Genomic DNA, 20,627 nt, shown 5'->3' with positions numbered 1-20,627 from the left:
GCGAACTCATGACTTTTTGCACTATATATACTCCGGGAACACTCTACAACCCTTTTCCTGCTCTATATCATGACCAAAGAAAACAATTGGTTTCTCTTTCGCCACAACTCCTTTTAAACGTTTAATTGAAGATAAAGCTAATTCTGGATCAAATCCTGCGAACGGCACTTCATCTTCAAAATTCTCTTTCGTGTACGATGCATCAATCGTTAATAAAACTGAACCGGATTGCTCCGTCTCAATGAATAGCGACTGATGGCCTGGAGAATGACCTGGCGTATACAATAATTGAACACCTGGTACCACTTCATAATCCCCTTCAATAATTTTGTAGTTCAAATGCGGTAATATACACTCTTTCATATATTCTTCTCTATGAAGTGCTGCCTCATATTCCGTTCGCTGCACAATAATCGGTGTATTTGTAAAAGCACCGTTTCCTCCTGCATGATCAAAATGTAAGTGAGAGCTAATAATATATAAAAGATCGTCTGGCTCATACCCTACACGCTTTAATATATTCACGATTCTATCTTCTTCAGTCATTTTCGGTAAAATCTGTCCTTCAACAAATGTACCGTTAAAAAGCCCTTCATTATTAACTGCACTTTCTGGCATACCTGTGTCTACTAAAATAGGACCTTCTTCCGTCTCCAAAAGATAACACCACACCGGCAAGTTTAATAGTTCCCCCGGTGTTAACGTACTGTTAACAGACGCATGGTCCAACATGCAACGACCTGCTGGGATGAAATAAAGTTTCTTTACTGTCATTATGTATCCACCTTTACATTTAGTTTTGGATAAAGTAATACAGTAAAAAATTCTTCTTTTTAGAAATAAACTCCTTCTAGACTATCGGTACAGCTTGCATAAAAAAGAGGGTATTTTTTTACATAGCAGTATTTCACCATCTATAATATAGAAGTAAAGAATTCTTACTTTAAATGAAACATTAACACCGATTAACGCTGAAAACTTAAAGAAAGCACATGCACTACTTGACAGCGGGCACACCATTGGGAAAATCGTATTAGAGAAATTTTAATCATGATAGTGATAGATAGTATGTGAAATTATATAAATGATTTTTCGAATATATCTATCACAAATCAAATTATATCAACGATTCGACAAGGTATATCGATTTATCGACAAATAGCAACAATAAGGAAAGGCTGTTCCAGATGAACAGCCTTTTCTTTATTTACTTGAAATCTCTTTATTATTTTGAACGTCTAACGGAGCTCGCTTTCCTATTCCAAAAGCATAGAAACTAATTGTAACGATAGCTAAGAAAATAATACCTACAACTAATGAAATACGAGTATCATCGTTAAACCACATTCCGATTAATACCATAATTAAAAAGGCAATCGTTAAATAGTTTGTTACAGGAGCAAATGGCATTTTGAACGGATGATCTTTCATCTCTGCTCCCTTTTCTTTTCTAAAATTAATTTGACTAATTAAAATGACAAACCACGGTACCATACCAGGGAGTACACTCGCGCTATATACATATACGAATAAATTTTTCGGTGCGATGTAACTTAAAACAACACCAACCGCCAGACCGATAATTACGCCAACTGTACCGAATAAAGGTACACCATTTCCAGAAAGTTTCGTGAAATATTTCGGTGCTTGTCCATTTACACCTAACGTATAAAGCATACGACCAGCACTATAAATACCACTATTACAACCAGACATTGCCGCTGTAATTACAACGAAGTTAATAAGTCCAGCTGCTGCCGTAATACCAACTTTCGCAAAAGTCGCTACGAACGGGCTACCAATTGTACTTAATTGATCCCACGGATATACAGTTACAATAACGAAAATAGCACCAATATAGAATATTAAAATACGCCAAATTGTACTTTGAATCGCTCTTGTAAGTGTCTTCTTCGGATTTTTCGCTTCGCCAGCAGTAATTCCGATTAATTCCACACCTTGATACGCTCCAACTACAAGTGATAATGCAAAGAAGAATCCTGAAAAACCACCTGTAAAGAAACCGCCATTTGACCAAAGATTAGATATGCCAATCGCTTCTCCACCGTTACCAATTCCAAAGAAAATAAGACCAAATCCCGCAATAATCATTAATAGAATCGTAACGATTTTAATCATCGCAAACCAAAATTCAAATTCACCAAATGACTTAACAGAAATTAAGTTAGCTGCGCCAAGAATGACCATTGCGATTATACCTGGTATCCAAGCTGGTAAGTCCGGGAACCAATATTGCATATACGCTCCAACCGCGATAATTTCTGACATCCCAACGATAACCCACTGGAACCAGTTACTCCAAGCTGTCATATAACCAGCTAGCGGATGAATATACTTATGACCGAACGTCGCAAATGAGCCTGTACTTGGCTCCATATACAACATTTCTCCCATGGCACGCATGATGAAGAAGATGAAAATACCTGCAATTGCATAAGCAAGCATTACTGACGGACCTGTCCATTTAATTGTGCTGGCTGACCCCATAAACAAACCAACACCAATCGTTCCGCCTAAAGCAATCATTTGAATATGACGTGCTTCTAAACCTCTTTTCAATTCTTTGTTTGCCACTTCACTTCCCCCTCTTAGATGATTCATAGCCGCATTTTAAAACAAGATGCTTTCCCCTAATTCCTTTCGGCTCTGAAAATGATGAAGCAAACGTCATTTTACACTAGCTTTAAAGCTATCCTAAAATCGTTTTGTGCTCCTAATAAAATTCTCAAAACCTTTCATCTTCCAATATTCTATAAATATTAAAATTACTTACCTTATATTAATTCATTAATCTGAAAAATTCAATTATTTTTTCAATAAATTATTATACATAAGTCTGATTAATTTTTAACTAAATTAACAATAAAATACATCTATTCAATATGATTCCGGCATGTATATTATTACAATATAAATAACAGAGGAGAGCATTTCTTCCTCGGTTTCATATGTCAAATACTTCAACCTTTATAGTTGATAACGTAATTTCCCACACATTCGATTTATATACCAATGAGAAATTTAATATATTAATAAACTACTAACTTCTTTACCCCAGCCAAAATATAAAAGAGTCTCATTAAAAAATGAGACTCTTTTACAATTTCATATTTAAATCGATTTCGAAGTTTGCTTACCAAAGATAAACACCCTAGTAAACACTACCATTATAACTACAATAACCAGAAAATAAAGTGGCATCACCATTAACGAGCCTGTATGCAGTTGACTCATTCCCCAAATTGTCATCGTTACAATTACATAGTACCCTAAGCTAAACAATGCACCTGCTGTACCAATGACATCTTGAAAATCTACTAACGCTAAACTTAAACAATTAGGTAATGCTACTCCAATTCCTAATAGCAATATAAACATCGCTATTAAAAATACAACCATATATATTACATTCGGATTTGATCCCACAAACGTAATAACAGATAAAAGGATAGCTCCTCCTGTCATTACGAGACAACCGATATATATAATTTTCTCTGGTTTATAAGTAGCAAGTAAACGTTTCGAAACTTTCGCTCCAACAATAGAAGCAGACGCTACAACAATTCCTAGGAATCCATACATACTAGGCGATAATTGAAAGTATTCAATAAAGATAAACGGCGCTTCTGCATAATAGCTAAATAAAACACCATTTGCTCCTCCAATTAATAGCCCATACGTTACTACTTTCGGATTTGTAATTAACTTCTTTAAGACTGAAAACACATTTATTTTATTCGTTACTGAGTCCGTCTTTGTTTCGGGAAGAGAAACAAATGTATACAGAAAAATTCCGACACTCATAACTACTAAACTTAAAAATACTATTTTAAATCCAAACATTTGATCAAGAAAGCCACCAATTAAAGGTCCTATCGCTGGTGTAAAAGCAATGACTGCCGAAATTTGAGCAAACATAACATGCCGCTTATGCCCTTCTACACTTTCCCGAAGAATCGTTTGTGTAACCACGGATCCTGCACTTGCTCCAAACGCTTGAATAAAACGACTTACCAATAAAACTTCAATGGAATTTGCAATAAAGCATAAGAAACTCCCAACGCCATATATTACAATTCCAAATAACATTGCTGGGCGACGGCCAATTATATCTGATAGCCATCCAATAAAAAATACACCTAAAGCAAATCCAGCAAAATACACACTAAGTGTTAACTGCACCTCATTATTACTTACATGTAACGCCTTTGAAATGTCCGGTAAAGACGGTGTGTAAATCGTTTCACTAATTTGCGGAAATGCGACAAGAATAATCATTAACAAAAGTGATGGTACTGAGACTTTTTTCATTTTTCATACCCTCCTATAACTTTGAAAATCTCAGAAATAAAAAGACTTTCCTTAGCTACGGAACAGGAGGGGCCATTATAGAAATCCGGTCATAAAACAACAAAGAAAACACCTCAATTACGTATGTTAATACTTATAGGAGGGTAATATTAACATCGATTTTTAAATATACTTTTTCAATTATATTACATATTGCGTTTCTTTTACTAGTGCTCAACCTTGGAGGATTGTTAAAAAGATAACTTGATGCATTCACCTTTTTATGGAATAATTAGAAATAGTTTGAATTCATAAACTTAATTATTAAACGATAGACTAGCATATTTTAATGTCACAAGCTTACAAACAGGAGGACTTTCGTAATGATTGAAATTTTAAGGACAGTAGTAAACTTTCTAATTTCTCTATTCTCAGGAGAATTACCATTTGTATATTATGTATGGATTATTACCCTATTCCTAATTCAAATAACCCAATCTACTCTAAACTATAAACTCTTTAACAAGAAAGACAATTTCAGCACTTATATATCAGAAGGATTACTTGCTTTTATTATTTTATTGTTTGGAGGAACATTAGTATCTAAGTTACTTGCTTACATAATAGACGACCCTACTATTAGTATGACGAATTTAACACATTATTTTGTTTCTCTTATCATATTAACTATATTTGTCGTAATAACCTGTGTTAAAGACTTTATAGAGACATCTATAAAGAATAAAAATATATCTCTTTTGAGCTTTTTAGTAATTTCCTTCATAACAAGTATACTTTCATTCAAGTTTTTATCACCTTTAATTGAAGGTTCTTTTTCTCTTTCTAAATCTTTTATAACTACTTTAATCATTCTAGTAACTGTATCCATTCCTCTATTAATTTCTTTAGAGGAAAAATATGCAGGTGAAAAGGAAACAGAAAATTTATAGCTTCTCATTTACAGAAAAGAAAGAGGGAGCTCCCCTCTTTCTTTTCTATCGTTCTATTTCACAAGACTAAATCATTCCTTTTAATATCAATCCTAAAACTGACATTATTATCGCACTAATAATAATTCGCAAAATCCAAGTTGTGTTTGTACTTATTTTTTCTAATTGCTTATTGATTGTTGCTATGTCTTTTTCATTAATAGTGGTACGCGTTTCTAAATTACGAATGTCTCTCATAATTTCTTTTTGCTCCGCTTTTAAACTGTCAATTTTAGCGTAAACATCTTCCATATATCCACACCCTCTATTCATCTTAATAGAAAAATCTATATATATTATGAGACAACCCTCTTACCTGTGAATACATTGCGTATATCTGCGTACCAAATTATTTGTACAATCTAATTGAATTACTCACATGTTTCCATTCTTCTATTTATAAATTAGCGTTAAGATATATTAAAATTAGAAAAGGAATCCCTTGTTTATTTAACAACAAACAAGGTGCAATCCACCATTCGGGAGCACCTACGATAATTTCTATTGTTTTCATATTTACAACTCAATATAATCAGTATGATTTTCTGAAGAATCCACTTTTTGAACTGCTTAAAGTATACTAATATGAATACGAAATAGCTGTATTGATAAACTCTCTAGAACAATAAATATACTGGCTGAAACGGATCTATATCCAATATTTTTTCCAGTAACATGAATGGTTATTTCTGATAAATGCGTTTGTATATCATTGTTTTCAAAAATTTCATCCTCAACCTTTACAATATCTGCTTCACAATCTACTTCTTTAAAAGTTTTCAATAATCTTGTTTCCAATAAACTACAATCAAAATTCTCATCTTTTATTACGGCAAATTTAACTTTCATATCGATTTCCCCATTTTTAACAAACTAAAATCATTAAATCAATATAAATATATATTATTCTATTAAATAATTCAAAATATATGTTTCTTATAAATCACTACTAAATATCAGTTCTAAGGATTTAGATAAAAAAGAAAAAAAAGAAAACAAATAAAATGAAATTCTAATCAGTAGGTGGTTTGTCCATTCCCCGCTGATTATTTAGTTAAACCAATCGGACATTTAAGAGATTAAAAAATTACTCTTTCAATCACCAAGCTAATTAATAGATAATCCCCCTGTGCTCAGTGATTCAAAAAAATTTTTATTTTTAATTCATAGCTTCTGAGAACTTTTTGCTTTAATATTGATAAGCCGCTTCTTACATTCTGTAATATTGGAAATAACTATATAGTAAAACAAATTAACTATTAGGAGTGCTATTTATGTTTGATATACTTCGTCTCTTAATTATATTTCTCATTGCTATCTTTTTATTTTTCTCCATACTAATGGAGTTTAAAAAACCTCAAAAAAGTGTATTTTGGTTTTCAATTGAAGTCTTATCTCTTCTAGGGATTATAATGCTTTTTAAAGATTTTTTATCAAAAATATAACTTATTCCACGAATAATGACGTGTTTCAATACAATATCTTTATCTTTTGAACGATCTTATTTCTTAACACGGACTCTACCTCAAGTTGTCTTTTCTTTATAAAAAAATAGCCTGCCTATTTCCGTAGGCAGACTATATCTTTATTCCTCAATACAAAAGTATACTTTCTTTTTCACTCAAACTTTATGTAATGATACAGATTCCAAATAAATTATTGTCTTTTCTGTATTTTTATCATTGATTTTTTGTTCATAAATTCGTAATACATATAGATGAGTTATCATGCTAAAATTAGTTTATTCAAAAGAAGTTATTCTTAATGACTCGATAATTTTTAATACCCTGTTTAAAGCCTCGCCCCCCTGCGAGGCTTTTTCCTATTTAACTAGAGTAATGGTTATCAACTGTTACTATGCTGCTACGGATCCTACTTTTAGCTATTCAGTATCAGCACACGTAAAATTCTTTCCTCCATCATTTGATTTACAAACTGTATTTATCGATTTTTCGGTTATTTTTTCACTTTCATTAGAAACTTGATCTAAATTCATTCGATATAATTGTTCCGGATTTTCTTTTGAATTTCCTTCAATATGAATTGTACGATTGAACATCTCAGCCGTGAAGCTACTAGATGTATTTATCATTTTTACTCCATTATTTTCACCTACATAGCGTTCAACTACTCTTTCGGCTTCTTTAAGTTGTTGAGATGTAGGATACTGTATAGATTCCGCTAAAATAACTACACCTACTAAATATGTAATATACAAACCACCTGCAATCAAGATAACTTTCTTTACTGTTTTATTAATCATGCTCTAACTCCCTTTTCTTATTTCGCTATTAAAATATATAATTTCCCTAATTTACATCAATTTCTTTTTAATACATAACATTCGTTTTACATTTTATAAAAAGCACCTCTCTTACTAATTTTCAATTTGATAATATCATTTTATTTATCGTTTTTCAATAAATAATTATTATTAAGCGTTTTATTTTTACTGTTTTTTTATTTTTGATTCAATTTAAAAACAAGTGACTTATTTAAGTCCACTACATCATCAGCAAGTTTGAAAATTTGTTAATTAATATAATAAAAAGAGCAACTATATGTAGTCTCTCTCGTTCTATCTATGTAGATTAGTAGTTTAACTTCAGCACTCACTCTATTCGAGAATACTTTACTGAATATTCAATCTGATGATAAAATTGACCTAATTAATATTTTCTTCCATCACTGTATAAAAAATTACAATAAAAAAATAGCACTCTCACAATTAAGTAAACGCAAACTGTTTCTTCTATCTACTTACTATTTAAGGTTAATAGTTTAGTAACAAGATTTAAAAATTCGACTTAAATTCATTGATGAATGGAGAGGTTTATATGAAATTAAAAGACAAAGTGGCAATCATAACTGGTGGTGCAAGTGGAATTGGCGAATCTACGGTTCGTCTTTTTATCGAAGAAGGTGCAAAAGTAGTTATTGCTGACTTTTCTGAACGTGGAAAAGAACTATCAGATGAATTGAATGCACATGGTTATAATACGTTATTTATTAAAACTGATGTAACAAAAGAGACAGATATTAAACAGCTAATTCATGAGACAGTAAGTACATACGGTAAATTAGATATTATGTATGCCAATGCCGGCGTTGCTGATGATGCACCGGCAAACGAATTATCCTATGAAAAATGGAAAAGAACTATTGATATTAATTTGTCTGGGGTATTCCTTTCTAATAAATATTCGATTGAACAATTTCTTAAACAAGGTACAGGTGGTGTCATCGTTAACGCTGGTTCGATTCATAGTTTTGTTTCATTACCTACACCAACAGCATACTCCTCTGCAAAAGGTGGTGTGAAACTATTAACTCAAAATTTATGTACTGCCTACGCTAAATATGGAATACGTATTAATGCGGTGTGCCCTGGTTATATTGACACCCCTTTACTAGGTAGTGTTAATCCTCAACAGAAAGAATATTTAGCTTCACTTCATCCACAAGGCAGACTTGGAACACCAGAAGAAGTCGCTAAAGCTGTCTTATTTTTAGCAAGTGATGATGCTAGTTTTGTTAACGGTACAACACTTCTTGTTGATGGAGGCTATACTGCACGTTAATTTAAAAATTTTGAAGCACCCTAAGAAATATATAGTCTTCAACAAGAAAAAGCGCCATCACAAGTGACGGCGCTTTTTCTATATAAGAGCAACTAGAATGTATCCTTCTAGCCTACTCCCATTTATAAGTCCAAAACTGTTCAAGTTGCAGCCATTTCAATGTTGCTGCATCTTTGTTTTTTATTTTTGCATGCGTGTCTTCAAGCATTGCTTCTGTTTGTGAACGGTGCGCACCTAATGCAGTTAATTTATGATCAAATACTTCACTAATGTTATTTACAACATCCGGTTCTCCTAATACTGCTTCACGATTTTTCGTAATCGCAACAGCATGAATAACTGGGCGCTCTTCTTTTGGCATACGTGATACAGCGCGAACGACAGCGCGGCCAAATGCATTATGATCTGGATGTACACCGTGCTCTGGATAAAATGTAATAATTCGAGATGGATTTACTTCTTGAATGATTGCTTCAATTTTGTCAGCAACGAAATCAACATCTTCAAATTCTAACGTTTTATCATGGAAGCCAAGCATTCTTAAATCTTTAATGCCCATCGCTTCACAAGCATCTTTCAATTCTTTCTTACGGATATGTGGAATCGTTTCACGGTTAGCGAATACGTTCTTACCCATGTTACGTCCCATTTGTCCTAGAGTACCACATGCATATGTTACAGGTACTCCTTGATCTGTTAATAAGCGAATTGTTCCTCCCGCAGCATATGCTTCATCATCTGGATGAGGAAATACAACAAGTACATGTCTCTCCATAAGTTTCCCTCCTTCTTACTTAAATGGTGTTAAGCTTAACTCAAGTGCAACTGCTAGACGACCTAAATTATCATGTCCAGCTAATAATAAACGCTCTTGATCGTCTACTTCCCAGTGCGTAATACCTTCAGCATATACCCAACCGTGATCCATTTTCAGACCAACTCGGTATGGATTTGTTCCAGTTATCTTCCCGCGTTCAAAACGGATAATCGCATTTCGAATGAAAGCACCAACTGTCATCATCTTTTCATTTATGTGTGATGCATACGCTCCGTTTGTCGTTTCTAAATGAATATATACATCTTTATTTACAAAACGTTCAATTTCATTTTGAATAAGAGAACTATCTTTTACTATTTCCATCGGAATTCACCTCTTTAAACCATTTTACGCAAAAATAATGTAAATTGCTATCTCTATATTAGAGGACAACGCTCACTTTTCCTAATAATTTGCACTGTGTTTTTTATATTTTTTATATGATATGTAAAAAATACATTTTTTCCTTCACTTTGTTAAATAGTTTTCTTTCTTTTTTGAATTTGCTACAATATATTTTATCCCGCATTATTGCAGCGAGATACATTTCGACAATTGAATACATACTTTAAAGAAGGTGACATGATTGGGACAATCAGCACATGAAGTAGCAAATTGGCAATATTATTTTGCAATTGCCGTATTTTTAATCACGTACGGATTTATTATTTCTGAGAAATTGAATCGTGCTGTAATCGCACTATTCGGTGCTGCTATTATGATTATTTTTGGAGTTGTAGATTTACATACTGCTTTCACATCACATATTCAATGGGAAACGATTACCCTTTTAATTGGGATGATGATTCTCGTACATATTACGAGTCAATCAGGCGTCTTTGAATTTGTGGCCATTAAAGCGGCAAAAGCAGCTGGTGGAAAACCGATTCGCATTTTATTATTACTATCCCTATTAACTGCTGTCGGATCAGCATTTTTGGACAATGTAACGACCGTTTTATTAATCGTTCCTGTTACATTATCCATTACACGTATTTTAAAAGTAAATCCTGTGCCTTATTTGATTTCAGAAGTGCTATTTTCAAATATAGGCGGAACAGCAACATTAATCGGTGATCCACCTAATATTATGATTGGATCAGCAAACAAGCATTTAGACTTTAACGCCTTTTTACTTAACTTAGCTCCAATCGTAATTATTATTTCTATCGTGACACTTGGCATTATTTACTTCATGTATCGTAACAAACTAAAAACAACACCTGAACAAATCGAAAAACTAATGGCATTAAACGAAAAAGATTACATTAAAGATCAAAGCCTCCTTTTAAAATCTATTTCGATTTTAGGACTAACTATTTTAGGCTTCGTACTTCATTCGATTATTCATGTAGACGCTGCTGTTATCGCGATGACAGGCGCTACACTTCTTATGTTAATCGGCGTGAAAGAACATGATATTGAAGATGTATTTGCCCACGTTGAATGGGTTACCATTTTCTTCTTCGCCGGATTATTTGTTCTCGTTGGCGGGTTAATTGATATCGGACTTATCTCTTCACTTGCAAAAGAAGTAATCGACGTAACAAACGGTGACATCGGATTCGCAGCTATACTTATTTTATGGGTATCTGGCATCGCATCTGCAACAATCGACAACATCCCATTTGTCGCAACGATGATCCCTCTTATTCAAGACTTAGCTACAGGACTCGGACTATCTGTCGATTCTCAGCAAATCGAAGTGCTATGGTGGGCGTTATCTCTTGGAGCTTGCTTAGGAGGAAATGGAACGCTAATCGGAGCATCTGCAAACGTAGTCGTTGCTGGTATTGCAAAACGTGAAGGACATGGCTTCTCTTATATGGACTTCTTAAAAATTGGTTTACCATTAACTATTGTTGCACTCTTGTTATCACATGCTTATATATATTTACGTTATTTAATGTAAAATTTATATTGCATGAAATTATATCATCAAATACAAAAGGTTTGCAGCATCCGTGCTGCAAACCTTTTTTCATCACCAAAATATACCGATAATTGCTAAACCACCTAAAATCATACCACCAATTTGTCCGACAATTGTTGGTGATAATTGAACACCTTTTCTCACTTCAACAACTGGTCTTTCGTGCCTTAGTTGCTGCACTTCACTTTGAAGTTGGTGTACACTTCCGTGTAACTCTTTAATAAGTTCTTTTAATTCGGCGACCTCTTCATTTACTGGTTTTGCCTTTTCTAAATTCATTTTGCATGACTCCTTATAAATTCAATCAGTACACTGTAAATTTTCGCCAATTACCATTATATCTCCTGCATACTACATATATAATTTCGAATGTACTTTCTAACCTTGCATCTCTATCCATTCATCCCGCAATATCCCCATAATTATACGGTCAAAACACTTCCCGTCTCTTTGAACCGCTTCTCTCATACAGCCTTCCATTTGAAAACCCATCTTTTTATACAATGCAATGGCAGATTTATTATACGAAATAACATCGAGACCGATGCGGTGTAAATTCAATTCATAGAAAGCATACTTTAGAATAAGATGTATTGCTTCTTTCCCATATCCTTTTCCCCTATCATTTACATCTCCTATACCAATGGCTAATAAACCTGTTCTGTTATTCCACTCTATGCCATGAATTGCAATAAAACCAATTAAGCGATCATCTTGAACTGTTCTTAGCATGAAAGATATACTATTCGATCTCCGTCCCTTTAATAACCCATCACTTGCTATTTCATTTAAAGATCGCGGGAATGCTACATCTGTATCAACATTTCTTAAATACTCACTATCTTCTTGCCATATAGCCATTACTTCAGCATCTTTTTCTCTACTAGCTGATAATTTGATCGTTTTATTTCGAAAAAGATTCATTGTCATTTCAAACTCCCCCTTTTTAAGTAACAGGGATACTTATTTTAGCCTATTTATCCCCTTGTTCCATAAACTGCTTTATAAACGGGATACTTACAATAAGCGCTGACATTGGCACATCTCCTCCATATTGAATTAACTTTATTGTATAATTTTTTATTTATTCTAACAATAACAGAAAGGCCCTCCAAATTTAGAGGGCCTTTCCTAATAGCAAAACTATATTATTTCGTAAACATTTTCTCCGCTTCATCCATTGCCATTTTGTTTCCTAAAGCAGAATAGTCAAGCCATGGTTGATCATTGATAATGTATACGTGCTTGCCTTTAACTGCTTTTAAGTCTTTCCAAATTGGTGTTTCTTGAAGTTGTTTAAATGCAGCTTTTGCTTTATCATCTCTATTTACAACAACGAAAATCGCATCTGCATCAAAGTCAGGTAATACTTCTTGTGAAATGACTTCGAAAGGACGGTTTCCATCAATTTTCTCTACACCATTTGCAGGCTGTAACCCTAAGTCTTGGAATAAAATTGGTCCCATCGGTCTTTTTGTACTAAATACACGTAATTCTTTTGCAGTAACGCGAATTGCCATTACTTTTTCGTTCTTACCTAGCTCTTTATCTATTAAACTTTTAACTCGTTTTGATTGCTCTTCGTAATCTTTAATATATTTATCCGCTTCTTTCTCACGGTTTACAAGTTTACCAACTTGTTTTAAATGATCTCTCCACGTACCTTCATCTAAATTGAAAGAATGTGTTTTCGCAATTTTTTCGTATTTCGCTACATCTTTACCCGCATATTTTTCATCAATATAAATGTCAGTTGGCTTTAATTGAAGTAACGCTTCCATATTCGGATCTGTTACAACACCAAGCTTCTTCGTATCTTTCAACTTCTCTTTAGCGTGCGGTAAGAAATCTTTTAAATCTCCACCAATAACAGAACCTACTGGTGTAATTCCTAATGCAAGTAAATCATTCGTTAAATGAATAGACATTGAAGCAATTTTTGGGTCATTACTTTTTTCCGTTTTTTTCGTTGCCTCTTCATTAGCTTTCGTTTGACCACATGCTGCTAATACTAAAATACACATCATGCTAAATAAAATAGTAAGTTTCTTTTTCATATGTTCTCCTCTTTGAAGTATTTATTTTGTTTTTGTAAGTAAATAAAGAAAATAAGGTGCTCCTAAAGCTGCCACTACTACACCAGCTGGAATAGAGTTTGGCTCAAATATAGAACGACCTATCGTATCTGCTAGCACTAAAATAATCATTCCGATAATGCCAGCTAAAGGAAGAAAGTGTTGATAGGTAGTACCTACTAACTTTCTGGCGATATGCGGAGCAACTAAGCCGATAAACCCAATCCCTCCTGCCATTGATACACTGGCGCAAGATAATCCAACCGCTGTAGCTAAAAGTAGTAACCGTTCTTTTTGAACAGAAACACCAAGTCCTGCTGCTACACTATCACCTAATGACAGTGCGTTTAACGTTTTAGATTTTAGCCATGCATACGGGGTTAGTACAAAAATCCAAGGTAATAATGCTAGTACATGAATCCAATCTCTCCCCCACACGTTACCAACTAACCACCTAGAAGCGAATGTGTATGTCTCATCATTTAACTTGAGCGAGAAAAATAACGAAATCGCACTAAAACCAGCTGAAACTGCAATACCTACGAGAATAAGTCTAATAGGAAGCAAACCTTTTGACCGATCACTCGCAAGTAAAATAATAAGAAATGCAGCTAATACTCCCCCGCCAAATGTAAATAACGGTATTAAAATCGATGCATTCTCATTAATAGAATGAAAGAAAGTAACAAATATAATTAGGCCGAAAGCTGCACCCGAATGCAGTCCAAGAATACCAGGATCGGCCAGCGCATTGCGAGATAGCCCTTGCAAAATCGCACCAGAAATCCCAAGGCCAATACCGGCTAGCGTTGTAATTATAATTCTTGGCATACGGTAGTCGTATAGCACGGTTGCACTCTCAAAATCACCATAACCAAAAAGTGTTTGAATTACTTTAAGTGGCGCTATACTCAATGTTCCTGTATTCAAACTAATTAAAATTACAGCGATACTTACACATCCAAATATTGTAGTTACAGTAATAGCTCTCTTTTTATCCGTGTTAAAAAGACCTTTCACTTATAACTCCCTCCCAACTTTACGTGCTATATAGAGGAAGAACGGAACTCCAACAAGAGCTACCATAATTCCTATCGCAAGTTCCTTAGGAGGGTTTACTGTTCTTGCCCCTAAATCAGCTACAACTAATAACATAGCTCCTAATAACGCTGACATAGGAATAATGAGTCTATAATTAACACCAACTAATTTTCTAGCAATATGCGGGATAACTAGTCCTACAAACCCAATTGAACCAACAGCTGAAACAGAAACACCTGCCAGAATAACTACTATAATCATCCCTAATATTCTCGTTCGATTTGTTTTCACACCTAAGTTCGTAGCGACATCATCCCCCATTGATATAAGTGAAATAGATCCCCCTAGCATTGTCGCGAAAACAATCGTTATAAGAATAATAGGAACTAAAAATTTCAAGTGTTCCCACTTAACCCCTGCAACACCACCAGCGTACCAGAACGCTAAATCTTGACTTAAATCATAATAAATCGCAACACCTGAACTTAATGAATGTAAAAGCGCTGCCATAACCGCTCCAGCAATCGTTAACCTCATTGGTGTTAATCCACCTGATGTTGCTGATCCTATAATAAAAATGAGTACTGTACTTAAGACTGCTCCAATAAAGGAGACAATCATTAAATAGGAATACGGCATATGCGGGAAAAAAGCAAAACTAAGTGCTACTACAAACATCGCACCTGCATTTATTCCGAGTACACCTGCATCAGCTAAAGGATTTCGTGTTACTCCTTGCATAACGGCACCAGCAACCGCAAAAGCTGCTCCTACAACTGCCGCTCCAATTACTCTCGGAAGCCTTAATTCATAAATAATTTGATGCTGCGTTAATTTCGGATTATAATCAAAAACCGCTGCCCACACCGTTTGTAAATGGATATCCTTTGCACCAAATGAAATGGCTAAAAATATAGATCCGATTAAACATAAAATTGTTAAGCTCATAAAACATATGAACTTAATATGTATCCAGCGGTTATTACCAGCATGTACAGTAGATTTATGTAACATGTTTCATTTCATCCTTTATATTCAGTTGTTTTTTATAATTATTTTTTATTTGTAATCATTATTGATAATAATTATCATTTTCATTTAGCTATTATATCCCCACCTTTTTTAAATAGCAACTATTTTTTTACTTTGCTACAATATTAAAATAGTCATTACAATTCCCTTCTAAAACTTACAAATACATGCAAAATAGACTACTGGATTATTTTTTAAATTGTAGTATACTTATTAATTATTTTGATTTTTCTAACAAAAAAACACCGAAGGTGACACAATGTTCTATATAAAACAACTACTACATTTCACTTACGAACAAGCATTATCCTGCTTATTCCCAGTCGTTATTTTCTTGACACTAGCCCTTTCAAAAATCATTTCTATCCCTGGGTTATACCACTATGATTTCATACTCATCGTATGTCTTCTTATGCAATGGATTATGTACAAAATTGAACTTGAGACGAAAGACGAATTAAAAGTAATTACTGTCTTCCATCTTATCGGCCTTTTACTAGAAATATATAAAGTTCATTTCGGTTCATGTAGTTATCCTGAAGAAGCATATTCGAAGATTTTTGGAGTTCCGCTTTACAGTGGTTTTATGTATGCGAGTGTCGCAAGTTACATATGCCAATCGTGGAGAAGATTGTATTTACAAATGCACCATTGGCCGAAAACTATTTTTTCCGTACCGTTAGGAGCTATGATTTACTTCAATTTTTTCACACACCACTTTACATACGACTTTAGATGGATATTAACTTTACTATTATTCATTGTTTTCTCTCGCACATTTGTAGAATTTTCATTACAAGGCGTTACATATAAAATGCCACTCGTTCTCTCCTTTTTCCTTATCGGATTCTTTATTCGGATTGCAGAGAACATCGCAACATTTTTCGGTGCATGGCAATACCCAAATCAACAGGAAGCGTGGAATCTCGTTCACTTAAGCAAAATTAGTTCCTGGTTTTTACTCGTTGTTATTAGCATAATGATCGTTACGCAGCTCAAACATTTGAAGGAGTCGAAAAGATAATGCTGATTATATAAAAACAGTTAGCCCATCACTCATTAGAAAGTGATGGGCCTTTTTTATTAATATTTTTTAAACCGTTCGTTATAGATTCATCATAATTTACAAGAACATAAGCAATTACAAATTATGAACCACTACTAGCAGAAGATGTTGCTGCAGATGAAGCGGCAATCGTTGCCATCATGGCTGCCTGTTGTGCTTGTATGAGGACTTCTATCATTGTTTGTAAACCTGTGTTGGTAGCTTTACTTTCCTCACCTTTCTGACTTACGAACAATTGAATAGCAATAAGAATATTTGTATCTGTATGCCAACGGAACAATTTATCCCCCTGCAATTTTTCAATAAATGATCGAATAGAATGAATCTCTTTTTCTCCATCCTCGAGTAACGCTAGTAGCCCGATAGCTGGGTAATGCATCTGTTTTACTTTTACCTTTTCTTGCTTTAACAAATTCCATATATTTGTACATTTTGCAACTAATAGTTCTTCCCTGACATCCTTCTTTAGTGAAAGAATATGACTCAAAAATTGAAGATCATTCCCTTTACGCAAACCAGCTGTCGCTAGTTTCTGATAAAGACGTTCCACTCGGTCCATAAGTGTTTCTACACGCTCTGATTGTCCTGCTAATAAAACTGCGAGCGGATAATCATTTGTACTTGTAAGAAAGAGGTGATCCTTTTTCATGCGTTTATATACTTGCATCGAACGCTGAATATGTGTGCCATGCTGTTCATTTTCTTCTGTTAAAAGCACAGCTGCTGCGAGATAAGTAAATATACTCCGGCTAAAGCCACCAGTGACCAATTGTTCATATAAATCTAAAAACGTCCGAAAAGCTTCCTTGTAATCTGTAAAGTGAATATCTAATGTTGCGGCCACTACAAAACGATGATAAGACTTTAAGTATGAAAACATCCCTACCTGATTCTTAATATAACTACTAATTTCTAAAAAACGTCCGAGATCAAACAATTTATCACTACCTGCATACATAGCAGCAATCATCATTCCTGTTCGAGAATCACTCGTTTTCCATTTTAGTTCTCCCTTTAACTGTACATATGTATGTGTATATTGCTCCAACTTTTGCTCTAATGTAATCATAGTATTCACCCCTATTTCTAGTTCTTCTCTATCATTATACGTATATTCCATATTTAGGAATACTATAATTAATAATCACACCATAAAAATTATAAAATTCTCTTATCCTTCTTCATCAGCATCACGATGATAATCCCTAATCCTTCAAGAAGTTATACAAAAAAGGTAGATAATAATTTATCTACCTTTTTTGTATATATTATTTAACATTACACCTGTATTGCTTGTTATATGCAATTAAGACTAAAGAGCCTTAATAATACGTTCCATCGCTTTCATCTGACCAATATGATCAGCTTCATGATAAAGCATCATACCGTAAAGCTCCCCTACTGTTTCCAATCCTAGGAATGGCTCTGGCAGTTTATTTTCAAATGCTTCTGCTGGAATTTCGTTAATACGTTTTGCTTGTTCTTTTAATTGAGCCGTTAACACTTCTAACGATGGTCCTTCTGTTTTCCATTTAGATGGTCGTGATCCATACCCAAACATACCTGGATATTCAGTTGGTAATTGTTTGAATTCTTTTCCAAACATGAAAACTTCTGCTGCTGTTAACACGTGACCGATATGCCAACGAATTGTATTGTTAAAACCCTCTGGCTGCGTATCTGCAGTTTTATCATCTAACGTTTCCATAAATTTAAGTAACGCCCCGCGCGTTATTTCAAATTGTTTTAAACCCACTAGTCTATTCATGTTATCGTTCTCCTTCTTGATGTACAATTTATTATGAACTAAGAATGTTCAACTTATTAAAGTTTGACCTTGTTTAATCTATCAGAAACAAATAAGAAATACATCTAATATGCCTATTAAAAATAATAAAAAGGTTCACTCCTCGTAAATATAGAATTACTTACTATGTAAATAAAAGAGGAGTGTACTTGCATGTTACATATTTTAAAACAGCAATATAATCTTATTAGCTCTACAAGAGAAACTCTATTCACATTTTTAGAAGAAATCCCATTAGAAAAATTACATAGCACTGTTCCGAATTTCGGAAGCGGTAGCATTATAAAGACTCATATTCATGTAGCCGATTGCTATCGATACTGGCTTGGATCATTCGCATTCAAGCAAAAAAGAGCAGATTTTTCATTTGCTAGCGATTACGAAATTGAGCATGCAGATGTGGAAAAAGTTCGCGCTAGATTTAAGTTAGTAGATGAGACTGTACAACGTTTTTTAGATGAATACAATGACCGTTGGCTCGAAAATATAGCAAATGAAGTGAAATGGCAAAAAGAACCTTGGAGCACAACTCCGCTATGGCTTTTAACTCATACGGAGACGCATGAATTTCACCATAAAGGACAAATTGTATCTATGGCTCGTCACCTTGGATATACTCCTCCTGATACAGACCTTAGTTAATTCAATTGTTCAAACAAATGAACTCCTATAACTATCGTTAGCAGTGTTTATATATATGGAAAGGCTCTTCATTCTTTTTGATGTTGTTTATAGTCTTGCAATTTTTTTGCGGCACAAACTTGTAATATATTTTAATTATGTTTGTGCCGTGTTCTTATTAACTAGTTTCATATCCATAAATAATATATTAATATGTTTCCTTTTATTATTTCAGTTACCTAATCAATAAGAGGTTCTTTCTTTTTATTATGAATGTATACAAAATAAACACGAAAATTCCGAAAATACAAGCTGAAAACGCTGGTAACACTTTATCATTTGGCACGTACACACTCCAAAAAGAATTAAGAAGCGCATGAAAAATTAGACACATAAAAATACTTTTAGTTGCGTTGATAATTGTAGTTAATAAGAAAGATACGGCAAATGTCGTAATTATAAAGGCTATAAAATCCCTTTGAGTTTGATTCGTGCCTGGAATAAACCATAACGGCCAGTGCCAAATAGCCCATATACCACTCACAATAACCGTACTTAAAAATACCGAAAACCTTTTCTGAAGGGCAGGTTGTAAGAATCCTCTCCATCCAATTTCTTCAAGACCACCACCAACGATCATTATTGGAAAACTAAGTAATGCCACGTATAATGGTGTTTGCATCTTTGCTCCACCAAATATTGTCGGAAGATAACAGCTAATAAAAGCTAGAATAATGATTAGAATATACCATGCAAAGTGATGTTTAGGATTTACAATATTTTTAATAAAACTTCTAAACTCCTCTTGTGATCCATATTTTTTCTTTAGACTAATCGCAATGATTGCCGGCATAATCCCACCGAAAACAAATAGTATCATCGCTAGCGGTGTACCAAATGTCGTAATGTTTAATCTTATCAAGCTAATTAATAACCCCCAAAGTGTCCATGTAAATATTAAAGTACATATTACATATCGTTTAATCTCATTCCCCATTTATTTGCCTCCTTTGTTTTAATTACAGCATAAATTTGGATAAAAGAAAATATTTAATGTTAAATTATCCCAAAAACATTAAAGGATCATCCATACTAAATCAGGCTTTTAAGAGTGAGCCCACTTCCACCTACCTACTCTGTTTCATTCGCAATTCGAATGTGGAATCTTACTATCCGTTAAGGGGGGATAAATAAATAAAAAGAAAGGGCTTGTTTTGAAAAGCGATCAAAACATGCGCTTTTAAAGTAACGATAAAATAATTTAATTTTTGTTGAACTACGATGCAGTTTAGTGATACATGCTTATTTTTCAGCTTAAAATATCTATTAAAAACTCGTTGATACATTTTGTTGT

Annotated in this window: 21 protein-coding genes and 1 pseudogene; 6 read left to right on the top strand and 16 right to left on the bottom strand. The window is 33.8% G+C overall.

Annotated elements, in window-relative coordinates:
* Positions 1 to 21 precede the first annotated feature (21 nt).
* Positions 22 to 774 (bottom strand): quorum-quenching N-acyl homoserine lactonase AiiA, encoded by a 753-nt coding sequence (aiiA, locus tag ACTJJY_RS16290; protein WP_440606003.1) that lies wholly within the window; start codon positions 772 to 774, stop codon positions 22 to 24.
* Between the two features lie 166 nt (positions 775 to 940).
* Between aiiA and ACTJJY_RS16285 the strand changes: the two are divergent.
* Positions 941 to 1,048, top strand: a pseudogene (locus ACTJJY_RS16285) (zinc-binding alcohol dehydrogenase family protein); the annotation flags it as partial.
* 155 nt (positions 1,049 to 1,203) lie between these two features.
* Here ACTJJY_RS16285 and ACTJJY_RS16280 read toward each other — a convergent pair.
* Complete coding sequence (locus ACTJJY_RS16280; protein ID WP_001284410.1) at positions 1,204 to 2,595, bottom strand: amino acid permease; 1,392 nt, start codon at positions 2,593 to 2,595, stop codon at positions 1,204 to 1,206.
* Positions 2,596 to 3,132: 537 nt separating this feature from the next.
* Positions 3,133 to 4,332 (bottom strand): multidrug effflux MFS transporter, encoded by a 1,200-nt coding sequence (locus tag ACTJJY_RS16275; RefSeq protein WP_440606002.1) that lies wholly within the window; start codon positions 4,330 to 4,332, stop codon positions 3,133 to 3,135.
* A 362-nt stretch (positions 4,333 to 4,694) separates the two neighbouring features.
* On the opposite strand from ACTJJY_RS16275, the gene ACTJJY_RS16270 reads away from it, so the two are divergent.
* Positions 4,695 to 5,261, top strand: coding sequence for a DUF5823 family protein (locus tag ACTJJY_RS16270; protein ID WP_098389935.1), 567 nt, complete (start codon positions 4,695 to 4,697; stop codon positions 5,259 to 5,261).
* A 66-nt stretch (positions 5,262 to 5,327) separates the two neighbouring features.
* Here the strand turns inward: ACTJJY_RS16270 and ACTJJY_RS16265 are convergent, their stop codons facing one another.
* The 3 genes from ACTJJY_RS16265 to ACTJJY_RS16255 form a co-directional block, all read right to left on the bottom strand.
* Positions 5,328 to 5,552 (bottom strand): hemolysin XhlA family protein, encoded by a 225-nt coding sequence (locus ACTJJY_RS16265; RefSeq protein WP_000390462.1) that lies wholly within the window; start codon positions 5,550 to 5,552, stop codon positions 5,328 to 5,330.
* 318 nt (positions 5,553 to 5,870) lie between these two features.
* Positions 5,871 to 6,149 (bottom strand): hypothetical protein, encoded by a 279-nt coding sequence (locus tag ACTJJY_RS16260; protein WP_266003264.1) that lies wholly within the window; start codon positions 6,147 to 6,149, stop codon positions 5,871 to 5,873.
* 1,033 nt (positions 6,150 to 7,182) lie between these two features.
* Positions 7,183 to 7,563: a hypothetical protein gene (locus ACTJJY_RS16255; protein ID WP_440606001.1), complete on the bottom strand. Its 381-nt coding sequence runs from the start codon at positions 7,561 to 7,563 to the stop codon at positions 7,183 to 7,185.
* A gap of 574 nt (positions 7,564 to 8,137) precedes the next feature.
* Between ACTJJY_RS16255 and ACTJJY_RS16250 the strand changes: the two genes are divergently transcribed.
* Positions 8,138 to 8,881, top strand: coding sequence for an SDR family NAD(P)-dependent oxidoreductase (locus tag ACTJJY_RS16250; RefSeq protein WP_440606000.1), 744 nt, complete (start codon positions 8,138 to 8,140; stop codon positions 8,879 to 8,881).
* Between the two features lie 112 nt (positions 8,882 to 8,993).
* Here ACTJJY_RS16250 and bshB2 read toward each other — a convergent pair whose 3' ends face one another.
* Together bshB2 and ACTJJY_RS16240 are read right to left on the bottom strand one after the other, a co-directional pair.
* Positions 8,994 to 9,656, bottom strand: a complete 663-nt coding sequence (bshB2, locus tag ACTJJY_RS16245) for a bacillithiol biosynthesis deacetylase BshB2 (protein ID WP_000439483.1) — start codon at positions 9,654 to 9,656, stop codon at positions 8,994 to 8,996.
* Between the two features lie 15 nt (positions 9,657 to 9,671).
* Complete coding sequence (locus ACTJJY_RS16240) at positions 9,672 to 10,022, bottom strand: YojF family protein (protein WP_000407045.1); 351 nt, start codon at positions 10,020 to 10,022, stop codon at positions 9,672 to 9,674.
* 262 nt (positions 10,023 to 10,284) lie between these two features.
* Between ACTJJY_RS16240 and ACTJJY_RS16235 the strand changes: the two genes are divergently transcribed.
* Positions 10,285 to 11,610: an ArsB/NhaD family transporter gene (locus tag ACTJJY_RS16235; protein ID WP_440605999.1), complete on the top strand. Its 1,326-nt coding sequence runs from the start codon at positions 10,285 to 10,287 to the stop codon at positions 11,608 to 11,610.
* A 72-nt stretch (positions 11,611 to 11,682) separates the two neighbouring features.
* Here the strand turns inward: ACTJJY_RS16235 and ACTJJY_RS16230 are convergent, their stop codons facing one another.
* The 5 genes from ACTJJY_RS16230 to ACTJJY_RS16210 all read right to left on the bottom strand — a co-directional run bounded on the left by ACTJJY_RS16230 (position 11,683) and on the right by ACTJJY_RS16210 (position 15,761).
* The gene (locus tag ACTJJY_RS16230; RefSeq protein WP_001047304.1) at positions 11,683 to 11,910 is read right to left on the bottom strand and encodes a hypothetical protein; all 228 of its coding nucleotides are present in this window, start codon (positions 11,908 to 11,910) and stop codon (positions 11,683 to 11,685) included.
* 99 nt (positions 11,911 to 12,009) lie between these two features.
* On the bottom strand, positions 12,010 to 12,561 hold the full coding sequence (locus ACTJJY_RS16225; RefSeq protein ID WP_440605998.1) for a GNAT family N-acetyltransferase: 552 nt from the start codon (positions 12,559 to 12,561) through the stop codon (positions 12,010 to 12,012).
* A gap of 218 nt (positions 12,562 to 12,779) precedes the next feature.
* On the bottom strand, positions 12,780 to 13,688 hold the full coding sequence (locus tag ACTJJY_RS16220; RefSeq protein ID WP_157417784.1) for an iron-hydroxamate ABC transporter substrate-binding protein: 909 nt from the start codon (positions 13,686 to 13,688) through the stop codon (positions 12,780 to 12,782).
* A gap of 21 nt (positions 13,689 to 13,709) precedes the next feature.
* Positions 13,710 to 14,726, bottom strand: a complete 1,017-nt coding sequence (locus tag ACTJJY_RS16215; RefSeq protein WP_434164136.1) for a FecCD family ABC transporter permease — start codon at positions 14,724 to 14,726, stop codon at positions 13,710 to 13,712.
* Positions 14,727 to 15,761 (bottom strand): FecCD family ABC transporter permease, encoded by a 1,035-nt coding sequence (locus ACTJJY_RS16210; protein ID WP_440605997.1) that lies wholly within the window; start codon positions 15,759 to 15,761, stop codon positions 14,727 to 14,729.
* A 277-nt stretch (positions 15,762 to 16,038) separates the two neighbouring features.
* Here ACTJJY_RS16210 and ACTJJY_RS16205 point away from each other — a divergent pair, with 277 nt between their 5' ends.
* Positions 16,039 to 16,803 carry a DUF817 domain-containing protein gene (locus tag ACTJJY_RS16205; RefSeq protein ID WP_440605996.1) on the top strand — a complete coding sequence of 255 codons (765 nt, stop codon included), beginning with the start codon at positions 16,039 to 16,041 and terminating at the stop codon, positions 16,801 to 16,803.
* 124 nt (positions 16,804 to 16,927) lie between these two features.
* Here the strand turns inward: ACTJJY_RS16205 and ACTJJY_RS16200 are convergent, their stop codons facing one another.
* Positions 16,928 to 17,965: a DUF4003 domain-containing protein gene (locus ACTJJY_RS16200; protein WP_440605995.1), complete on the bottom strand. Its 1,038-nt coding sequence runs from the start codon at positions 17,963 to 17,965 to the stop codon at positions 16,928 to 16,930.
* A 192-nt stretch (positions 17,966 to 18,157) separates the two neighbouring features.
* Positions 18,158 to 18,613 carry a DinB family protein gene (locus ACTJJY_RS16195; RefSeq protein WP_001081119.1) on the bottom strand — a complete coding sequence of 152 codons (456 nt, stop codon included), beginning with the start codon at positions 18,611 to 18,613 and terminating at the stop codon, positions 18,158 to 18,160.
* A 192-nt stretch (positions 18,614 to 18,805) separates the two neighbouring features.
* On the opposite strand from ACTJJY_RS16195, the gene ACTJJY_RS16190 reads away from it, so the two are divergent.
* A complete protein-coding gene (locus ACTJJY_RS16190; RefSeq protein ID WP_377895265.1) occupies positions 18,806 to 19,294 on the top strand; it encodes a DinB family protein in 489 nt (162 codons plus the stop codon).
* A 214-nt stretch (positions 19,295 to 19,508) separates the two neighbouring features.
* On the opposite strand, the gene ACTJJY_RS16185 is transcribed toward ACTJJY_RS16190, so the two are convergent.
* Positions 19,509 to 20,270 carry a CPBP family intramembrane glutamic endopeptidase gene (locus ACTJJY_RS16185; RefSeq protein ID WP_440605994.1) on the bottom strand — a complete coding sequence of 254 codons (762 nt, stop codon included), beginning with the start codon at positions 20,268 to 20,270 and terminating at the stop codon, positions 19,509 to 19,511.
* Positions 20,271 to 20,627 lie beyond the last annotated feature (357 nt).

Origin of the sequence: Bacillus sp. 22475 (assembly GCF_052044835.1) — a bacterium.
Classification (GTDB): domain Bacteria; phylum Bacillota; class Bacilli; order Bacillales; family Bacillaceae_G; genus Bacillus_A; species Bacillus_A cereus.
Note: the sequence above shows the minus strand (reverse complement) of the source record. Positions and strands in the feature narration are given on the sequence as shown.

Bases quoted from the DNA above. Each gene is read 5' to 3' on its own strand.
- aiiA (WP_440606003.1), bottom strand. From the start codon at position 774: ATGACAGTAAAGAAACTTTATTTCATCCCAGCAGGTCGTTGCATGTTG.
- ACTJJY_RS16275 (WP_440606002.1), bottom strand. From the start codon at position 4,332: ATGAAAAAAGTCTCAGTACCATCACTTTTGTTAATGATTATTCTTGTC.
- ACTJJY_RS16270 (WP_098389935.1), top strand. From the start codon at position 4,695: ATGATTGAAATTTTAAGGACAGTAGTAAACTTTCTAATTTCTCTATTC.
- ACTJJY_RS16265 (WP_000390462.1), bottom strand. From the start codon at position 5,552: ATGGAAGATGTTTACGCTAAAATTGACAGTTTAAAAGCGGAGCAAAAA.
- ACTJJY_RS16260 (WP_266003264.1), bottom strand. From the start codon at position 6,149: ATGAAAGTTAAATTTGCCGTAATAAAAGATGAGAATTTTGATTGTAGT.
- ACTJJY_RS16255 (WP_440606001.1), bottom strand. From the start codon at position 7,563: ATGATTAATAAAACAGTAAAGAAAGTTATCTTGATTGCAGGTGGTTTG.
- ACTJJY_RS16250 (WP_440606000.1), top strand. From the start codon at position 8,138: ATGAAATTAAAAGACAAAGTGGCAATCATAACTGGTGGTGCAAGTGGA.
- bshB2 (WP_000439483.1), bottom strand. From the start codon at position 9,656: ATGGAGAGACATGTACTTGTTGTATTTCCTCATCCAGATGATGAAGCA.
- ACTJJY_RS16240 (WP_000407045.1), bottom strand. From the start codon at position 10,022: ATGGAAATAGTAAAAGATAGTTCTCTTATTCAAAATGAAATTGAACGT.
- ACTJJY_RS16230 (WP_001047304.1), bottom strand. From the start codon at position 11,910: ATGAATTTAGAAAAGGCAAAACCAGTAAATGAAGAGGTCGCCGAATTA.
- ACTJJY_RS16225 (WP_440605998.1), bottom strand. From the start codon at position 12,561: ATGACAATGAATCTTTTTCGAAATAAAACGATCAAATTATCAGCTAGT.
- ACTJJY_RS16220 (WP_157417784.1), bottom strand. From the start codon at position 13,688: ATGAAAAAGAAACTTACTATTTTATTTAGCATGATGTGTATTTTAGTA.
- ACTJJY_RS16210 (WP_440605997.1), bottom strand. From the start codon at position 15,761: ATGTTACATAAATCTACTGTACATGCTGGTAATAACCGCTGGATACAT.
- ACTJJY_RS16205 (WP_440605996.1), top strand. From the start codon at position 16,039: ATGTTCTATATAAAACAACTACTACATTTCACTTACGAACAAGCATTA.
- ACTJJY_RS16200 (WP_440605995.1), bottom strand. From the start codon at position 17,965: ATGGAATATACGTATAATGATAGAGAAGAACTAGAAATAGGGGTGAAT.
- ACTJJY_RS16195 (WP_001081119.1), bottom strand. From the start codon at position 18,613: ATGAATAGACTAGTGGGTTTAAAACAATTTGAAATAACGCGCGGGGCG.
- ACTJJY_RS16190 (WP_377895265.1), top strand. From the start codon at position 18,806: ATGTTACATATTTTAAAACAGCAATATAATCTTATTAGCTCTACAAGA.
- ACTJJY_RS16185 (WP_440605994.1), bottom strand. From the start codon at position 20,270: ATGGGGAATGAGATTAAACGATATGTAATATGTACTTTAATATTTACA.